The sequence below is a fragment of the Mediterraneibacter hominis genome (assembly GCF_014287475.1).
In the GTDB taxonomy this organism is placed as follows: domain Bacteria; phylum Bacillota; class Clostridia; order Lachnospirales; family Lachnospiraceae; genus Mediterraneibacter; species Mediterraneibacter hominis.
This window is the reverse complement of sequence record NZ_JACOPF010000002.1, coordinates 288,113-306,701: the sequence shown is the minus strand read 5'-3', so window position 1 is coordinate 306,701 and position 18,589 is coordinate 288,113. Positions and strand designations below refer to the sequence as shown.

Below are 18,589 nucleotides of genomic sequence, written 5' to 3'. Positions count from 1 at the left end.
ATTTCTATACCCTAAAGGGCATACCGGAATTCACTCCCTTCAATATGGCAGATTTTGCCCGATAAGGTATGTCTTTTTCACACATATCTGGATACAGGCACTGCACTTTATTCTTTTCAAAAATCTTCTTCCACTCTCTGTCTGGCTTTCTGTCTGTCACCACAGTAGTCATTTCACAAAGTGTTCCAATCCCGGCAAAAGCTGTCTTTTCAAATTTGTCACTCTCGACAGCCAGAATTTTTTCTTTAGCCGCCGCCAGCATCATTTTCCTGCTGTTTGCATAGTACATATCTGCATCCGTAATTTCCGTAGAAAGGGCAATTCCGTCACAGGAGATAATTGCTTTATCTACCTGGTATCTCTGTAACGTCCTATCTGTATAAGGTCCAACAAACGCGTGGGTTTTGCTGGACAGAGTTCCGCCCGTAAGCAGAACCCTCCAACCAGGCTTTTTTACTGTCCAAAAAGCAACTGACGCAGAATTTGTGATAACAGCAAGCTCCTTTTTATCCAAAAGCCTGACAATCTCCAGGGCAATTTCACTGGCATCCAGCATGATACTGTCCCCCTCTGCGATCAGGTTATTCATAATTTCCGCAATTTTCCTCTGTTTCATATTCCGCATTTTCTTTCCCTTATCTCTATCAGTTTCACTATTTTCTAAAACTATGCCTGATACACCCTTAATTAATGCACACAGTCTCATTCATTCATGCTATTCGCTTAGTAATTAAAGTTTCATAATATTTTCTATAATTTTTTCCGCCGTTTCTTTTTTATACTCATACAATCCGATGATTCCCAATATATATGGGTGAAAATCTATTTTCTGCATTTGTCTGGCAAATTCATATGCTGCAATTTCGCCGGCACTCTCTGGGGATATTTTCTTTTTGATAAATGGAAGAGGCTTCACCTCGTAAGTGATTCCAGCATTTTCAAGATGAGCCTCTATATCTTCAAAATGGTGATACAGTTCATGGCAGAACACAATATCCCGCACCTTGAAGTCGCCTAATGCCTCGCGCAAAATCTCTTTTTTCTGGCTTAAAGCCTCCAGCAGCCTTTTCGAAATCAAGATATTTCCGTCATGGTATTCCGCAAAATTGATCGAATCTGGCATAATAAATTCTTTATCTTCCGCATCTTTTACATTTAATCCGTACTTCCTGATAAGCTCCTTTATATCTGCCCCTTCTTCCAAAATCTCAAAGGCTTTCCTGCGTCCGGTTTCTTTTGCTTTCTGTACGATACCGGCACACATCTCTTCTGTATAATGTCTGTAAAACATATCCTGCCGCAGAATATAGGCATCCCATTTTTCTTCTGGTATAGCTTTTAAATAGGAAATTACATCGCCTTGTATGCTGTCCACTGTTATATCCTCCTGCTAAATCGCCTGTCTGATGCCGATCATGATCGCAGTTTCTCCTGCCGGCATTCCACTGATTTCAGCGTTGATGATACCGATTCCCTGCTCTAAGTTCGATACACCGGATACCTCAATAATTCTTCCTCCTACTACAATAAACAGATCTGGACAAATGATGACATCTCCCTTGTAGGTGCTCAACTCGTCAAACAGCTTTTTGAAGTCCGCTTCTAATGCGCTTATCGTAGAATCCATCACGGTCCCCTGCGCTGTCTGTAACTTGATAAAGCCCTTCTGATCCAGAACGCGGATCGCATGTGTTACCTTTGCTTTTCTTCCCAGCTTCTTTTCCGGACGTTCCTGTGTGTATACGTACATTGCGTCGGTCTTTCCTGCAAGCTCTATCTTCTGCCCTTTGTTTCCAAAGCTTTCCGCGGCGATTTTCTCCGCCTCTTCTTCATCTACCGCTTTCATCATGTCGGTTGTCTTCACTTCGGTAGAGCCCATCGCGGATACAGATACTCTCTGTTTCTGGTTATCGATTTCTACCACTGTCTCAATGCTATCCGGAGCGGCTCCCAGCTTAATAACTGACTCAACCGCCTCTCTTCGGATTGCAGTAATGTCCGCCTCCGTAGGATTCGGAATAACACGTTCTACCGTATCTCTCACCATCGCCAGCGCTACACCGATGGAAGAAATAACATCCGCATTCTGTGGAATTTTATACTTGATATTCATGGCCTGGCCCATGAACGGTATGAGAGCGGCTGCTCCTCCACCGCAGCCTACAAGTACCGCCTGATCGGAATCTAGCTTGTACTCCGCAATTAATTCTTCTACAACCGGTATCAGCTTCGCACACGCAGTGCTTAAAATCTGACGCGCCGCCTCTTCCACTGAAACACCGAGATAATTTGCCAGCGGCTTCATTGCTTTTTTAGCTGCCGCCTGATTTCCATGGGCATAAAACTCCGGACTTGTAAGTCCCAGAACGTTTGCCGCACATGTGTTAGTAATCGTATAACTCTTTCCATTCTTGCAGCGGATCGCACAGTAGTCGGAAGGGTCGCCTTTTTTCGGCGTCACAAAATACAGCTCTGGCTCCTCAATATCTTCCTCTTTTGCAAATGCACTGTAGGGCAGTCCTGCGATATGCGCACTTCGAGGCCCTACATCTGCCAGTTTCCCATGATCTGCACGAACCATACTGCCTCCTGCAACGCCAAGTACGCGTACATCCAGAGAATTTACATAAGTTCTGTATCCAGCCAGTTCTGCATGACGGATAGTCGGTCTTCCGTTTTTAATTACACCAATATTTGTACTCGTACCGCCTACCTCGAAATAAATACCGACAGATGCGCGCAGATACATCAGCGCTCCGACAACACTGGCGGTTGGTCCGGACATCATAGAGAGAATCGGACGCTTTCTCATTTCCTCAATGCTCATAACGCCCCCATCTCCTCTCATAATCATAAGAGGCGCCTGTATTCCTGTTGCCTTTACGCTATTTTCTGTAGAGTTTGCCGTATCCAGCATCTTAGGAAGAATACTCGCATTCACGGCTGCGGTGCGGGTTCTGGTCGTCAATCCGTAGAGCTTACTGATCTCGGATGCCTGCGTTACGTTCATCCCTTCTTCTTTTGCTACTTTTGCGATCAGTTTTTCCCCCTCGCCGTCATCTACTCCGTACACCTCAGAAGAAACAATGATTTCTGCCCCCTCTGCCCTCATAGACTGAATCGCCTTGCGTACTGACGCTTCATTTAAATTCTGTTTATCGATATAACGGGTATGTGTCTCTATATACCTTCCCGTTACAAGGGGAAGATTCCCTAATTTTGTCTGGCCCTTTATAAGAAGAGAAGACACCCCTTTCCCTCCTGTCGCTATAATACCAACGTGCGCTACGTCACCTTCCAGCAGAGCGTTGGTCGCCTGTGTCGTGCTGTGTGCCAGAAAGATTACATCTTCCGGATCGATTTCATTGTCTTTCAGACATTTCTGGAAACATTCTACTACGCCCGCCGCAACGCCCTGTTCACTGTCGTGTGTAGTAGGAACCTGCACCTTGCCAATAATCTCAAATGTGTCGTTATCTATTGCAACCGCTTTTGTATGAGTTCCGCCTACATCTATTCCCATACGTACTTTTCTTTTACTCATAGCTCCTCCTTTTTACTCATGCCTTTTTTATCCGTGCATATAATACAAAATTCCAAGAATAACGATACCGTATATCCAGCAGATCGGCAGCGCCGTCTTGATAAATTCGAATGGTTTTACCTTCGCATAAGAACAAGTCCATACGTTCGTTGAGTTGGTCGGATCCACACCGCTGTAGATAGAGTTTCCTGCGAAACATAACAGCCACAAATAAGTAACCGGAACCGCGCCTACAGCGAAAATCGTCGCATAAATTGCCGCTCCCGCTCCTGCGAGGGCCAGAGGTCCGCGGTACATAAACAATGGGACTAACACTAGCATAAAGAGCGTGATTCCCAGAGTTGTCTGCGGAAGCACACCGCCGAGGGATTCTTGAAGAATTGGCCTGATTGCAGACGCGCCGCTGGCTACTGTATATGCACACGCCATGTACATGATCATTCCTGCGGATTCGCCCGCACCCGTTTTAAAGGTCTTACTGATCATCGGGAAAATACGGATCTTTCTATATGTAATTTTAGCAGTAAGAATCGCGTATAGAACTCCAATGATAAACGCTGCAAAAATATTTACCTTAAACGCCATCATCAGGATAACCGGAATGATGGTTGCGATGCAGACATACCAGGGAACAAACGTAACTTCATCGCTGTCAGAAGCTTTTACCGCCCAACTCTTTACTTTTCTTACTTTCTTTACCTTCTTCTTTGTAGATAAGCTGTACATAAACAGAACGCCTGCAATGCTGACTACAACACCTACTCCAAACGCAATAAACGCATACGGTGTCCATGGGGATGTCATAGTCTCCGGAATTTCGTCGATGTAAGAGAGAAGCCCTCTCATAACAACATACTGGGAAACATTCAGAAGCTGTGCTACCGCGATAGATACTCCGTATGCCACAATAGAGATTCTAGATGGAATCCCAAGGGAAATCATAACGGGGAGTACAATAACACCTACTGCAATCGCCGGTCCGATACTGTAGAGGGAAGTAAACATAACACTGACAACGATCATGATAATCGCAATCAATATCTTCGGGTTATCTCCACCCAGCTCGACTGCTGTCCTTATAATCGTCTTTACTATTCCGGTCTGTATCATTACCTGTGCGAACCATGAACCGAATATGATGGTCATAAACGAAACCGCCTGCGCGTTGAACTGTCCTGAAATCAGATCATTTAACACTCCCTGCAGGTTCATACCTCCTAAGACCGCCCACAAAATACCTGTCCCCAGCAAAACCAGAGAAGGATTATACCCCTTCACAAGGGCAACTATCATAACTACATATGAAATCAAAAAAAGCGCTAATAAAACATTATTCATATTTGTTTTCCTTTTCCTTTCAGTTTTTTATTGATTTCCACCCTTATGCTTCTGTACCATAAAATCCCTTCTTATCACACAGCATCAGATGATCCGCTGCCAGGCATAATTCCTCTTTCTGGTTATATACCTGAACGTTTTCTACGACAAATCCTTTATCTGGGTGTTTCGGGCTGTCATATTTTTCTTTCAGCACAACTTTTACCTTTATCGTATCTCCGATAAATACCGGACGGATAAAACGCAGCTTGTCGTATCCGTAAGAAAATGCCGCCGGATTAATCAACGTTGCCGTCATACCTACTCCTACGCTGAATATCAAAGTACCATGCGCGATTCTCTGTCTAAAATCCGTTGTCTTGCACCACTCCGCGTCCATGTGATGCGGAAAAAAATCCCCCGTCTGTCCGGCATGGAGAACAATATCCGTTTCCGTTATTGTCCTTCCTGTTGTCTCCCGTACGGAGCCAATCTCATAGTCTTCATAGTAAATGGCTTTCTCCAATTCCTTTACCTCCTTATATATTTTTCATTGTCCTGTCCTATAGAAGGAACAGGTTTTTCACTGTAGTAACGTTCCCCGTCAAATTTTATCGGGCAGCTTGTTGTCTTAAATATTTCTTTTCCGTCTCTATATATTTCCTGAAGCATACCCAACTGCTTAAATCCTTCTGTCTCAAACAATTCTTTCCAATTCAGCACCTTCGCGCACCATATGTCTGCCGTTTCCAAAATAGACAACCAATAATCTGCCGTTTCATGCATAAGATGTTCTTTTAAAATGCCTTTGATTTCATCTCGCTTCGTCGCCCATTCACTTTCGTCTGTGTATTTTGTCAACGCTTCACATCCGAGCAGCTCTCCCAGCACAACAATCGAGCTCATTGCGAGTGCAAGATATCCTTCTTTCGTCTCATAAATCCCGTAAGGCGCTGAAATATATGCATTCGCGTTATTTACAGCGCTCCGTACCGGAAGCTCATGTCCGTCGTTTAAATAGGTCGTAAGTACTTCAAACTGAATATCCAGTATAGATTCCAACAGATTTACTTGAATATAAGCCCCCTGTCCCGTCTGCTCACGCCGTATCAATGCCGCCAAAATTCCTTGTACCAGGTGTTGTCCTGCAAACATGTCCGCCAGCGACAGTCCAAGCGGCGTCGGTGCGTCCTCTTTGTTTCCGTTTAAATATGGCAGTCCGGAAATGCACTGTGCCAGCAAATCCTGTCCCGGTTTCGTACTCCATGGGCCGGTTTGTCCGTAGCCGCTCACTTCTCCGTATATTAGTCTGGGATTTACTTGTTTTACCTGTTTATAAGAAAGACCCAGTTTCTCTGCCACACCCGGACGGAAACTAAAGACTGCCGCATCTGCTTCCCAAAGCAGCTTCTTTAAGATTTCTGTATTTTCCTCCGCTTTCAGATCCAGAGCAATACTGTCTTTATTGCGGTTGACAGCACAAAATAACGGGCTTTCTCCTTCTATTGTGCAGTCCGGCACATATAAATCCCTGCATCCGTCTCCTTTGCCGGGACGCTCTATCTTCACTACTTCGGCGCCTAAATCTGCCAGTCTCAATGTGGAGGAAGGTCCTGCCAGATATTGACTGAAATCCAGTATTTTTATTCCCTCTAGTGGTTTCATGCCTGTTCCTCCTTTTCCAGCTCAAATTCTTGTTTTATTCTGTCTGTATCTTCACCTAAATCCGGAGCCGTCTTAGAAGAATAGTATGCCTCTCCATCCACTTTTATAGGACATCTCAATGTATGGATTGTTCTGCCGTCCCCAACGTCTAAATCCTGCAAAAAACGCAGTGCCTGGAATCCTTCTGTATTCAGCAGTGTTTCCCACGTATACACATCGGAACACCAGTAATCTTCTTTTTCCAGTATTTCCAGCCAGTGAGCAGTTGTATCTGTAACAAGCCTGTCCCCTATCAACAGCTTAATCTCATCTCGTTTCTGGAACGTGTCCTCATAATCATTGAACTGTGCAAGCTCTGGAATATCCAGGTATCCCGCAAGCGCCTTTAAGCTTCCCTTCGAAAGAGCGATATAGCCATCCTTTGTCTTATATACCCCATATGGAGCTCCCAGATAAGCGTGCGCGTTGTTGTAGTTTGCTCTGACCGGCAGTTTTCCTCCGTTGTTTAAATAGGTGGTAATCCCTTCAAACTGCATATCGATCGCCGACTCTATGAGGCTTGTTTCCACCAACGCTCCTTCTCCCGTCTTATATCTTCCAAACAGAGCCGCCAGAATTCCTTCTGCCAAATGTACTCCCGCATAGGAATCTACGACTGACAGGCTAAATGGAGTCGGCGGATTCTGCCCGTTTCCGTTCAGCCAGGTAAGACCCGACATAGACTGGACAAGCAAATCCTGTCCCGGCTTTCTCACCCAGGGGCCCTCTGCTCCATATCCCGTAATTGTTCCATATACCAGTCTCGGATTTATTTTCTTAACCGACTCATAATCTAATTGATTTTTCTTCATCACACCGGGACGAAAATTCTCAATCAGAACGTCCGCCCTTGCAATTAATTTTTTTACAATTTCTAAATCCTTCGGATCTTTTATATTTGCGCAAAAGCTTTCTTTATTGCGGTTGATCGTATGAAATAATACACTGTTTTCATCTATTACCAGATTTTTCAATGACATCTTCCGACAGTTGTCTCCGCCGCCTGGTCTTTCTATCTTGATTACCCTTGCTCCCATGTCTGCCAGGCGAAGGGAACAGGACGGCCCCGCCAGATACTGGCTGAAGTCCAGGACAAGGATGCCCTCTAATGGTTTCATGCATCCACCTCCATTGATTTCCTATAGAGTTTATTCATATTTTCCAGAACTTCTGCCGGATTTCCCCCGTTCATCAGATACTCACGCACATAACTGCCTGCACGATCCTGGAAATACAGATACCCGCTGTACCTCGGACGCAAATAGGATTCATCCAACGTCCTGAGCGTATCTTTAAAGAAGTCCAGGCTTCTTCTATTACATTCTTCATCCAGCCATGCTCCGCGGTGTCCCGGCTGTCCGCCTGCCTCAAAGAACAGCGTTCTTTGAATCAGAGGCGATACTGCATATTCTGCAAATTTCACCGCTGTCTCTCTATTTTCACATGCCGCTGAAACAGCAAGACCTGTACCGCCCAGCACTGTATGGAAATGTTCTCCTTTATATGACACTACATTGCATGCCTTCAAAAGGTGCTTTGCATACCCTTCCTTAGAATAATTGGTATAACCATATGCAAAAGGACAATATGCATATTTTTCCTCGGAAGAAAGCGCTTCATGCACCGCAATCGGATCCCAGTCAAAAATTTCTTTTGTACACAGAGAGGAAAGCCTTCTCATCTCCTCGAGAACCGTACAGCCATCTTCTCTGCCGATTACTTCTTCTCCATTGAACATCGTATATCCAGCGGTTATACCAAACATATAAAAATCCATCAAAAGATTGATTGGAATACCCGCATATATAACCTTTCCTTTTTTCGCCAGCTCCAAAACCTCTTTGAATGTCTGCGGCACCTTTTCTCCTGTTGTCTCAAAGTAATCCGGTCTGTATACTGCAATTGGCGTCGCCGCGTCAATCGGCAGAGCGCTTAAAAACCCGTCAAAGTCATAACTGACATACGATTTTCCGACGGAATTTTCTTCCTGGTCTTTTAAGTACGCCGCGCTTAAATATTTCTGAAGCGGGAGTAAAATCCCATGCTTCGCGGCAAATCCGGCCCAGGGATGATCGATAATAAGCAGGTCATACCGCTTAGAAAGCTCTTCAATCGGAGCATCTGCAAATTCTTGCAACGAACGCTTTTCCCAGGTAATTTCCACATCTTTATTCAACTCCATAAATCGCTGGGAAACCGCCACAATAGACGTATATCCCCTGCTGTGTGCCCATGTAATTCCTTTTAATATCTTCTTTTCTTCCATTGTTCACTCCATTTATTGTTTGTCTTATTTTTAATCATTGGTAGTACCAATTTTATTTTATTAAGATTATGCACTTTATCCAATTTGTTGTCAATATGAACAATTATACAAAATATATATCCATTTTATGTGCATTTTTAACTATTGATTTTATTTCTTTCAACAAATATACTGATATAAAGGTGTTAATTGGTTATACCATTAACTTGTTTTGATTAATACATTTTCATTTTTCTTTTTTGCATAAATTATAATCGGTTTGGTATAGCCAATTTTTTATTTTTTTATTGCACATAAGAATTTCGAAGTTTATAATTGGAGTTAAGATTTATAAAAGAAAGGAATAAAGTATTATGATAAGCCGAAAAGAAATGATCTCCGCGTCGATCACGATTTTTGATGAAAACAATCATATTGACGATGCAGAGATGCAAAAGCTGTGGAAAAAGAATATAAAAGAAGGAGCAGACGGATTTTTTATAGGCGGAAGTGTCGGAGAATGTTTTCTTCTCTCTACAGAAGAACGTATTCACATGTTTGAGCTTGCCAGCAGTACGCTCCATGATCTTGATATCTACGCGCATGTCGGCTCTATCAGTACAGATCATGCGATTGAAATGGCGAAAGCTGCACTTTCCTGCGGTATAAAATATATCGCTTCTACACCGCCTTTTTATTTTGCATTTACGACAAAGGAACTGGCGCATTATTATTACGATTTAGCTGAAGCAGCGGGAAGGCCCGTTCTGTATTACGATATTCCTTCCAGTACACATGCTGATTTGAACACAGATGATGCAGAAATCCGGGCGCTTTTAAAATCCGGTGCTATTGGAATGATCAAACACACCAATCTGCAATCTTATAGAATGAAGCGTATCAAATCAATCAATCCGGATATTAAAATTATGGGCGGTTTTGAAAGCCGTATGATTCCTATGCTGAATTATCACTGTGACGGCTTTATTGGCAGTACCTTTAATTTTATGCTGCCACAGTATAATAAAATCGTAGAATTGTATGAAACTCCTCAAAAAAGCGAAATTTATAAAATCATTTCCGCTTCGACCGATATTCTCCAGATTCTTCTCAATGTAGGGCTGCCTGCTTCTATTAAGTATATTCTCGGACGCCAGGGAATACGTGCCGGAAATGTACGCCGGCCTCTGCTTCCTCTAAACGATGCAGCAAAAGCAAAGCTGGATGCAGTAATAGACAAAAAATTAATTTATAATAATTAAGTACACAGCCGATTGAATTAAGTGGTTCATACTTTAAAGCTGAACGCTTATGCATCGGCTATTTTTTTGCATCAGTTCAGCCCTCTGTTAACAGGAGACGGATTTATGCTTGTATGAGAATCCGGCGACTGATATACAGATGAACGAAACACCCGTCAATGAGTAAAACAGCGGCGGCAGCCACAATAAGCACGAAGTGCAGTTTTATGAATGGCACGGGCTGAACTGATACTTTTTTAGTAATTTTATTGCCCGACTGCTTATACCTGTGTTAAAATATTTATATTTGAGTATAACTATTTTTGATTCTTATACATATTCCGTACAGATTCTATACCTGATTACTTAAGGAGATTTTATAATGGGCAATGAAATAAACAAAACAACTGCTTCAGACAAAGTGATTGAAAGCATTGCACAGATGATTGTATCTGGGGAGGTAAAGCCTGGTGAAAAACTTCTTACAGAAAGAGCTTTTGCCGAAAAATATAAAGTTACACGCAGTTGTGTCAGAGAAGCAATCCGCGCCCTCGCATTGATCGGAATGGTAAATATACATCCTGGGGGCGGCACATATGTGGCTGATAACAATTCTGATATTCCAGAAGAAACCGTACTTTGGATGTATCATCAAAATCTAAACCAGTTTGATGAGATCTATACAGCACGGGAACTCATCGAAACCGAGGTTTACCTGGAATGCTTTGATCAAATGAATGAGGAAATCCGCAACTACGTTACACAGGCTCGGGAAGAGCTGCTCAACTTAAATACCGATACAATAACCGGCATCCAGATGGAACACTTGTTAGCTGATATTGATCTGCATATTGGAAAATACTGCGGCAATAGTATTATGAATAAGCTTCTTCAGACAACACTCGCTTTGCGTAAGGAGCTTTCCATCAAAATTTTAAGCCTTACAAGCTCCAGAGAAAGTGCTGTTCTTTACCGCTGTAAGGTTTTGACCGCCCTTTTGCAAAAGGACAAGAAGGTATTAAAAGATGCACTCAAACGTTTCTTTATGAATTCTGAAAAAGAACTAAATATCAAATAACAGAAAACACTGTAGAATATAAAACGTTGGAACGAAGATTTGACTATTCTAAAATAAAAATACGTCCTGTGTCAGAGCTAAAGCCCTTATACAAGACGTATTTTTTCTATTTTCAGTCGGTCATTACTTATACAGCATATCTTTGATCGAATCCTGCTCCATATTCTCCTGTGTTACCCAGATATATCCTGTATTTACTACTGCCTCATTTCCTATCTCAAGTGCGCTCCTCGCTGCTGCTATTACCGAGGAATATCCAATGCCAAACGGGTTCTGCACTACCAGACCTTTTATCTCTCCACTTTCCAGAGCTTCCAACTGCGGCTCGCCTGCGTCAAATCCCATAACTACTACGTCCTCTATATTTTCCATCTGCCTTAACGACGTAACAATCAACTGCGTAGCCGTAATATTGGTTCCAAAGCACCCTTTTACTTCCGGATGCTTTTCCAAATAATACTGGATCACATCTTCATCGCTCAAGCTGTCTGCTGTAATTTCCGCCTCTTCTTCTCCTTTTTCGGCATTCATCTCCTCTGAAGCAGTCTTCTTCATCTCATCAAGCTGATCACAATAGATCGTCTCTACAATCGTCACATTTGGGTGAGTTGCCGCTATCTCCGCCTTAAAACTTTCCTCGCGCTCCTTTGCTGTACTAGATATAGAATCATGGACGAAAAGCACAATCTCTCCTTCATCCTCTATCTCATCGCAGAGCTTGTATGCGCCTGTCTTTGCCGCATCCGCATTGTCTGTCTTACAGGTGCATTGTATACCCTGATAAGCATTCCCCGAATCAAGTGCAATAATCGGTATTCCGTTTTCTGCCGCAAGATCAAATTGAACCGTTGAGGCAGATTCATCTATGCTTGCAATACCGAGGGCATCTGGATACCTTGCAAGCTCTTCATCTAGTATATTCACCTGCTCATCGATATTCTCTACGCTATCCGGTGCATTATATGTCACCTTTATTTTGTCTTCCCCGCTGTATCCCAGCGCCGCATTCAAATCCTCAGCCGCCTGTTCAACACCTGCCTGTACCGTCTTCCAATAGGCAGAACTGTCGTCCTTTCCAATAATAGAAATATAAGAACCAGGCTCAAGCTCCAGACCGTCAGCATCTCTGTATGCCGCCGGAGAAATCGCATTCAGGTTCGCCTGATATGCCGGCTCCTTCGTCTTGTCTCCCGTAAAAGGATTTCTTCCATTATCCGAGCCACACCCTCCTAAAATGCCTGTTATACAAACGGCAAGCGATGTGAGTATAACAAATCTCTTTTTCATTTTGCAGCCTCCAGTATTTAAACCCAACTTTATATTCGTTCTCCTGATACGATATACCCCAAAGGGCACACACTACCTATATACAATACACGAAACTTTTGGAAAAAGAAAGGAAATTTTTCTTAATTTTTTATTAGTAACTATTTCTTTGTACTTAATTTAGAGCACAAAACTGCTTGTATATTTATTTTAATTGTATTAGAATGAGGGTAACAATAGTAAGTATATGCTGTTGTAAATTTATAAAGGAGGTACATACTCATGGCACACGTAATTAGTGATGAATGTGTAAGCTGTGGTTCTTGCGAAGGCGAATGTCCAGTAGGCGCTATTTCCGAAGGCGATGGCAAATATGAAATCGACGCTGATGCATGCGTAGATTGTGGGGCATGTGAGGCTGCCTGTCCAACAGGTGCTATCTCAGCAGAATAATAATAAATAAATCGCAAAGTGATCACAAGCAGAAGAGGCAGAGAACATTTTCTCCGCCTCTTTCTATATCATCCATTCCTCCTCTCCGCCATATGCAGCTTTCCATTTCCGGCACGCTTCCTGGAGCTTTACGGCAATACCTGCAAGCTCGTCATACCGCTGTTTGGCGTATTTTAATTTTTCTTCACACTCCATTTGCTCCTTCCTTTTTTCTTCCTCTAGTCTTTTATTCATTTCTTCCAAATGCTCTATATTTTGTTCCAGCTCTTTGTTCTTCTGCTTCAGTTCTTCCTGTTTCTTTGCTTCCCTGCTGCGATCTTCTTTCCTCTCCTCTTCTGCTTTTCGGGCGGTTTCCTTCATCCTCTCAAAAAGTGCCTGCCACCGTTCATCCATATAAGGTGCAAAATGATCCCGTTCCCAAATGCAGTATTCCAGACTTGTGCCTGTAAACACAGACAAAATTTTTCTCTTTCCTATCTCTTCTAACCAGTAATCAAATTCTTCCCCTTTTTCTGCTATTTCACTATTTTTTTCTTCATCAAAGGGCGAGACGCTTTTTAATTTCCACTTTCCTTCAGACATCTTATAAATTAAATACATCAGGTAAAGCTCGCCGCCCAGAACAGTAAGCGTCAGGTGAATCCACTCTTCTTTTATCTCCTGCCTTGTCTCTTCCTCATTCCCATAAGTAAAAATTTTTTCTTCTCCTTCTCCGATTCCGTCAAATACAATGTTTCCCTCTGTATTCTTATAGGCAAAATAGATGACTCCGTAAAAGGACACAGATGTCAAATCGGATATATAGTCCTCCTTTAATACAATGGGTATATTTCCTCTGCGCGCCGGAAATGTATAAAGCATAATGCGGTTTCCCTCTGCATATACTACGCTTTTTCTCCCGTCCGGCAAATTATACATACGATTCATTTTTATTTACCTGTTTTTTTCAAGTATATTTTTATTTTCCCTCATCCATGCACAAATTCTTCAATTTTTTAAATGCAGATAGAAAACCCGGAACCAAAAGACTTCCTATGCATAAAATATACCAAAGAAATATTCGAGAAAGGATTTTTCATATGCCAAAATATATGCCTAAAGGCTGCAAATGTGCTTCTAAAAAACGGTATGTAAGCAACGGTATTACCAATTATTCTGACTGCATAGACGTCTGCACAAATCCTATCTGCGGAACCGCAGACAATTTGACTCTGCTTGCGCCTGTTGTATACGATGAAATCGGTATTAACCTGTGCCGCGAAGTTCCCATTACAGGAGCTCTCCCTACGACCGGACTTCCTCTTAGTGCTTCCGTCCAGGTTTTAAATGTATCTTTCGCCCCTCAGGGTGGAGATGCGACTACAATCACACGGATACCCGGCCGTCCGAACTGTTACCTTATAACTCTGACAAACCTTGCCGTTACCTTCGCAGTCACAGTATATGACTGTTCCAAACGCGTTGTAAGTGTACTGACCGAGACCGCCACATACCTGGCTTCCAACTCATCCATTCCAGACTATATATATCACGACGAAGACACAAATCCTTCTGATGTAGAGCTTGAAATCTTCGCTCCATATGGCCTGACCTACCAGGACGGCAATACGCAGGAACCCGTCATCAATTATATCGGCTTTAGCACCACGAATAATACTTTACAGCAGGGTTTGAACATGATTGCAATTCCAAAAATACTCAACTTTGATACAACAACTCCTGCCCTTACAGTTGGAATTACCTTCTATATTAAAAGCGTATACTTCTCACAGTACCTCATCCCTCATAACGGAAGAGCTGTCGTACCGAAAGGCAGCGTAGTTCCCGACGAAGACAGTGTATGTCTTGATTTTGTATCCGGCGATCTTCTGGATTATGAAATCAAACCGTTAGAATTAGGTCCTCCTAAATATGAAGAACGCTTAAAAAGCGAGTGCGGCTCATGCGAGCCCTGCAATTCTTGTTATACAGAGCCAGCCGAACAAAACATTCCGCCGGCTGAAGCTTCGGAAGGCTGATTTTTCTCATTCAGATGGCTGACAGATACGGGATCTCTGATCTTCTTTGCAGAATCCCGTTTTGCCATCTGTCCTTTGTCCCCTGCTGACAGAATTTGACGAACGATTTCTTCTATTTATGTAATCCTCCTGTGCTATAATAATAACAGGCTGATGGACATGCTCTCAGATTGTTTTAAGGAGGTATAATAATTAATGGGTGAAGTCAGATTTATGATTTCCGAGGCTGCCAAACAGGTTTCCGTCGAATCTCACGTTCTAAGATACTGGGAAGAAGAGCTGGATTTAAAAATTGGACGCACGGAAATGGGACACCGATATTATACCAAAGATGATATACAACTGTTTTGCTGTATTAAAAAACTAAAAGATGAAGGTATGCTTTTGAAAGACTTAAAGCCTTTAATTCCTGAACTTACTAAAACCCGCCTGAAATTAAAAGCAGCAGAGTCTGCCAAACCAAAAGTGCAGGAAAACGCACCTTCTGTACCTGCTATCGTAGCTTCTGATATTCCAGCAGCTCCTTCTGTACCTGCTGCCGCCGATGTTATTACTGTCACACAGCTTGAGCAGGTACGCTCTCTTATCGGGGACGTTCTCACAGATGTCGTATCTTCCAACAATGAAACGTTAAAAAAAGAGATAAGCAAGTCTGTAACTACAGATGTCATACGGGAAATGGACTTTCTGTTCCAGGCAAAGGAACGCCAGGAGGAAGAACACTTCCGAAAACTGGACTGCCTGATACGCCAACAGCAGGCAAACCGCAAGGAAGCAGTAAAAGCAAACCCGATTATGAAATTAAGAAAGATGCTTACATAAATAAAAATCCCCTTTCTGAACAGAAGGCTTTTTCTGTACCGTCCTTCTGCCTAAAAGGGGATTCTTCCTTTATTTCTTCAACTTGTCCTCAAAAATTTCCACAATTGTCTTTTCTGTCCCCACCATTCCCGGCGAAGCAATCAAGCCCATATTGTGCATTGTTTCTTCCGGTGTCTTTCCATTGATACCGTGTACATCGGAAATATAGATCCCTTTCATAGCGAACTCCACAGATTTATATGCTGCATCCACAGCCGCAATTCCCTTCATTGTACAGCCCTGGTTTCCTCCATCGCATATCATACCCGTTATACTGCTTGCCATGTTATTCAATGTATGCGCCATCATCTCTACTGTACCGCCGCGCAGATAGACCAATGCACATGCCATACCAGAGCCCGCTGCAATGGCACAGCCGCAAAATGCCGACAGACGTCCCGAATATTCTTTAATATACATGCAGACAAGATAACTTAAAGCGGTTGCCCGAAGCAGCTGCTCCTTAGTATACCCGTTCACCTTATATGCAGCATACAAAGGCATTGTCGCGATAATACCATGTGCTCCGGAGCCTGTAATGCTCATCGCTGGTTTATCCAGACCGATTACCCTTGCTTCGATTGCCGCATTGCACATCAGAGACGCCGTTGCCTGCTCATTGTCAGATACCTCTTTTCCGCCGTTTAACTCCAGCAAATGTCTCGCAAATGTAGTCCTCGGATTTGACAATCCCTCGTGAAACAGCTCTAAATTTACTCTATATGCGTCTTCTATAAAGCGAATTTCTTCAATATCTACTGTTCTTATATAATCATACAACTGCTGGAGAGTATATTTATGTATAGAATGACTCTCTTCTTCTCCTCCTTCTTCATCTTCTGTCCTTTTTTCATCTTCTGTCTCTAGCTCTACATTTCCATTCACCGTTATTTTCGTAATATTCGTATGGGAATCGCGGATCGTCACAACAGCACAGTCTGATTCTGTCTCCACAGAAGCCTCAATAAAGATTCTGCTGGTAATTCCGCTTAATTCTACCGTCACAATTCCCTTGTCTATCATCTGCTGTGCCTTTTCATTATCTGCTTCTGTCACATCCGCCAGAGACTCCAGTCCTTTATCCGCATTGCCCGCAACCGCGCCTAATGCCGCAGCAAATACATTGCCCACCTCTTTGCTGTTAGGAATTCCACAGGTAAATGCATTTTTGTACATTCCACTGTTCATCGCGACATTAATCTTTTTTATCTCTCCCCTTGTGTAACTCCTTGCTTTCGCCACCGCAAATGCAATGGCTCCCGGTTCCGTCACACCAAGTGCAGGCTTCATATCCTCCTTAATCATTTGTGATAATTCATGCATACATGATTCCTCCTTTTATCACTCCTGTATTATCCTTTTCCAGATTATTTTTCTTCTTTTTTATCTTTGGCAAGCACATATTCTCCATTCTTTCCTTCAAATGAACGCCCCCATCCTGTTATGCAGACAATAAACATTACGACCCAGATTGCCCAGCTGTAGAATGTTGTAAACATCATATCTGCTCCGCCTAGTTTTGGCAGAAATGGATATGTATCCATCATGGAAGAAATACCGCCCAGTAAAAGGAGAACACATCCGCCAAACGGAAGGAAGAATGGGAAAGAACAAATTGTAGTCGCCAGAATCTCTGTTCTTCTGTATGGATGCAAGCCGCTCTTCTTACCTACCGCGTTGACAAACGGTGCAACACATATATTTGCGATTGTATTAATCGCCGCAATCAAAATTCCAAAAATAGTAGCGAGCATCCATATTGCAACTTCCGCGCCTCGTGGTGTTTTAATAACCGTCTCATTTAACCAGTCTACAATTGCATCCATACATCCGCTCTTCACCAGCATATTTCCCATCGCTACAACAAGAACCAAAACAATACTTACTGTCGTCATACCTGCTACACCTTCCGGTATCGCTCCGCTCACTGTACCGTCCTTTAACGAAAACAATGCAGAAAGCGGAAACAGTCCTGAGACAAGCCCTATCACAGTTGCCGCCACAATGCCTGTTCCAAGTGCCGCGAAAATATTAATCCCTTTTACCGCAAGAATAATAACCAAAATTGTAGGAATCAAAAGCAACAACCCTTTTGGATTCTGGTATTCTTCCAGTAGATGTGCAGCTTCCGCCGCGTCTGTGGCTTCTCCAGCACCTCCAAAAACAAAAAATAAAACTGCCGCTATCACGCCTGCTATCAAAACAAATTTTGCTCTTGTACGTACTGTGCTTCCAATATCTGCCACACCGTCTTTATTCTTGTATTCCTGACTGGATGAGGCAATGATCGCAGTATCTGATACCGGAGCCAGATTATCCCCTACCGCCGCACCAGAGAGAATTGCTCCGGCAAGCACAGCAGGATTTGAACCTAACAGAATACCTGCCGGATAAAGGATAAAGCTCATCGTAGAAATCGTACCGAATCCAGAGCCTGTAGCCATAGCAAATATAGCTGCAAAGATAAAGGCTGCTACAGTGAATGCAGCGCCGCTGACATTAATCTTTACACTCAGCCAGACCAGACCCTCTACAATCTGCCCTCTGTTTAAGATATTGCCATAAATTCCTACTACCAGCCATAGCATTACCGCTGTCATGGCAACCTTAGAACCAAGTCCTTCCAGAACAGCATCCCAATAGTCTCCCAGATTTTTAGCAAAAAACATACCCACTAACAGGCCAATAACCCCTGCTCCAATCATCATATTTTGATCCGCGGCATTAAAGAATGACAGTGAAATCGTAATAATGATAAAAATAGCAAATGGGATGAACGCCATAAAGCTGCTTCCTCGAAATTCTAATCTTTTCTTTTCTTCCATTTAAGCACCTCTTCTCTCATCAGCGCCAAGATACAAA

The 18,589-nt window shown here is 42.9% G+C and carries 17 protein-coding genes; 5 read left to right on the top strand and 12 right to left on the bottom strand.

Annotated features, from left to right (window positions below; genetic code table 11):
- Nucleotides 1-4 precede the first annotated feature (4 nt).
- From H8S37_RS10945 to H8S37_RS10910, 8 genes are all read right to left on the bottom strand, one after another.
- Nucleotides 5-616 carry a DeoR/GlpR family DNA-binding transcription regulator gene (locus H8S37_RS10945; protein ID WP_186876103.1) on the bottom strand — a complete coding sequence of 204 codons (612 nt, stop codon included), beginning with the start codon at nucleotides 614-616 and terminating at the stop codon, nucleotides 5-7.
- A 114-nt stretch (nucleotides 617-730) separates the two neighbouring features.
- Nucleotides 731-1,375: a hypothetical protein gene (locus H8S37_RS10940; protein ID WP_186876102.1), complete on the bottom strand. Its 645-nt coding sequence runs from the start codon at nucleotides 1,373-1,375 to the stop codon at nucleotides 731-733.
- 15 nt (nucleotides 1,376-1,390) lie between these two features.
- Nucleotides 1,391-3,544, bottom strand: coding sequence for a hydantoinase/oxoprolinase family protein (locus H8S37_RS10935; protein ID WP_186876101.1), 2,154 nt, complete (start codon nucleotides 3,542-3,544; stop codon nucleotides 1,391-1,393).
- 27 nt (nucleotides 3,545-3,571) lie between these two features.
- Nucleotides 3,572-4,882: a hypothetical protein gene (locus H8S37_RS10930; RefSeq protein ID WP_186876100.1), complete on the bottom strand. Its 1,311-nt coding sequence runs from the start codon at nucleotides 4,880-4,882 to the stop codon at nucleotides 3,572-3,574.
- 43 nt (nucleotides 4,883-4,925) lie between these two features.
- Nucleotides 4,926-5,387 carry a MaoC family dehydratase gene (locus H8S37_RS10925; RefSeq protein ID WP_186876099.1) on the bottom strand — a complete coding sequence of 154 codons (462 nt, stop codon included), beginning with the start codon at nucleotides 5,385-5,387 and terminating at the stop codon, nucleotides 4,926-4,928.
- A gap of 5 nt (nucleotides 5,388-5,392) precedes the next feature.
- A complete protein-coding gene (locus H8S37_RS10920; RefSeq protein ID WP_186876098.1) occupies nucleotides 5,393-6,526 on the bottom strand; it encodes a CaiB/BaiF CoA transferase family protein in 1,134 nt (377 codons plus the stop codon).
- Nucleotides 6,523-7,683 carry a CaiB/BaiF CoA transferase family protein gene (locus tag H8S37_RS10915; RefSeq protein ID WP_186876097.1) on the bottom strand — a complete coding sequence of 387 codons (1,161 nt, stop codon included), beginning with the start codon at nucleotides 7,681-7,683 and terminating at the stop codon, nucleotides 6,523-6,525. Before H8S37_RS10915 ends, H8S37_RS10920 begins: the two co-directional genes overlap by 4 nt.
- Nucleotides 7,680-8,831 (bottom strand): extracellular solute-binding protein, encoded by a 1,152-nt coding sequence (locus tag H8S37_RS10910; RefSeq protein ID WP_186876096.1) that lies wholly within the window; start codon nucleotides 8,829-8,831, stop codon nucleotides 7,680-7,682. The genes H8S37_RS10915 and H8S37_RS10910 overlap by 4 nt, the downstream gene beginning before the upstream one ends.
- A gap of 353 nt (nucleotides 8,832-9,184) precedes the next feature.
- Between H8S37_RS10910 and H8S37_RS10905 the strand changes: the two genes are divergently transcribed.
- Both H8S37_RS10905 and H8S37_RS10900 read left to right on the top strand, forming a co-directional pair.
- A complete protein-coding gene (locus H8S37_RS10905) occupies nucleotides 9,185-10,072 on the top strand; it encodes a dihydrodipicolinate synthase family protein (RefSeq protein WP_186876095.1) in 888 nt (295 codons plus the stop codon).
- 361 nt (nucleotides 10,073-10,433) lie between these two features.
- A complete protein-coding gene (locus H8S37_RS10900; RefSeq protein WP_186876094.1) occupies nucleotides 10,434-11,129 on the top strand; it encodes a FadR/GntR family transcriptional regulator in 696 nt (231 codons plus the stop codon).
- A 123-nt stretch (nucleotides 11,130-11,252) separates the two neighbouring features.
- On the opposite strand, the gene H8S37_RS10895 is transcribed toward H8S37_RS10900, so the two are convergent.
- Nucleotides 11,253-12,416 carry a substrate-binding domain-containing protein gene (locus H8S37_RS10895; RefSeq protein ID WP_186876093.1) on the bottom strand — a complete coding sequence of 388 codons (1,164 nt, stop codon included), beginning with the start codon at nucleotides 12,414-12,416 and terminating at the stop codon, nucleotides 11,253-11,255.
- A gap of 261 nt (nucleotides 12,417-12,677) precedes the next feature.
- On the opposite strand from H8S37_RS10895, the gene H8S37_RS10890 reads away from it, so the two are divergent.
- Entirely contained in the window at nucleotides 12,678-12,848 is a 171-nt protein-coding gene (locus H8S37_RS10890) for a DUF362 domain-containing protein (protein ID WP_009244075.1), read from the top strand.
- 63 nt (nucleotides 12,849-12,911) lie between these two features.
- Here H8S37_RS10890 and H8S37_RS10885 read toward each other — a convergent pair whose 3' ends face one another.
- Nucleotides 12,912-13,775, bottom strand: coding sequence for a coiled-coil domain-containing protein (locus H8S37_RS10885; RefSeq protein WP_186876092.1), 864 nt, complete (start codon nucleotides 13,773-13,775; stop codon nucleotides 12,912-12,914).
- A 152-nt stretch (nucleotides 13,776-13,927) separates the two neighbouring features.
- On the opposite strand from H8S37_RS10885, the gene H8S37_RS10880 reads away from it, so the two are divergent.
- Together H8S37_RS10880 and H8S37_RS10875 are read left to right on the top strand one after the other, a co-directional pair.
- Nucleotides 13,928-14,866 (top strand): hypothetical protein, encoded by a 939-nt coding sequence (locus H8S37_RS10880; protein ID WP_186876091.1) that lies wholly within the window; start codon nucleotides 13,928-13,930, stop codon nucleotides 14,864-14,866.
- Nucleotides 14,867-15,061: 195 nt separating this feature from the next.
- On the top strand, nucleotides 15,062-15,688 hold the full coding sequence (locus H8S37_RS10875) for a helix-turn-helix domain-containing protein (protein WP_186876090.1): 627 nt from the start codon (nucleotides 15,062-15,064) through the stop codon (nucleotides 15,686-15,688).
- Nucleotides 15,689-15,757: 69 nt separating this feature from the next.
- Here H8S37_RS10875 and H8S37_RS10870 read toward each other — a convergent pair whose 3' ends face one another.
- A complete protein-coding gene (locus tag H8S37_RS10870) occupies nucleotides 15,758-17,050 on the bottom strand; it encodes an L-cysteine desulfidase family protein (RefSeq protein ID WP_186876089.1) in 1,293 nt (430 codons plus the stop codon).
- Nucleotides 17,051-17,094: 44 nt separating this feature from the next.
- Complete coding sequence (locus H8S37_RS10865; protein WP_186876088.1) at nucleotides 17,095-18,552, bottom strand: Na+/H+ antiporter NhaC family protein; 1,458 nt, start codon at nucleotides 18,550-18,552, stop codon at nucleotides 17,095-17,097.
- Nucleotides 18,553-18,589: the final 37 nt, after the last annotated feature.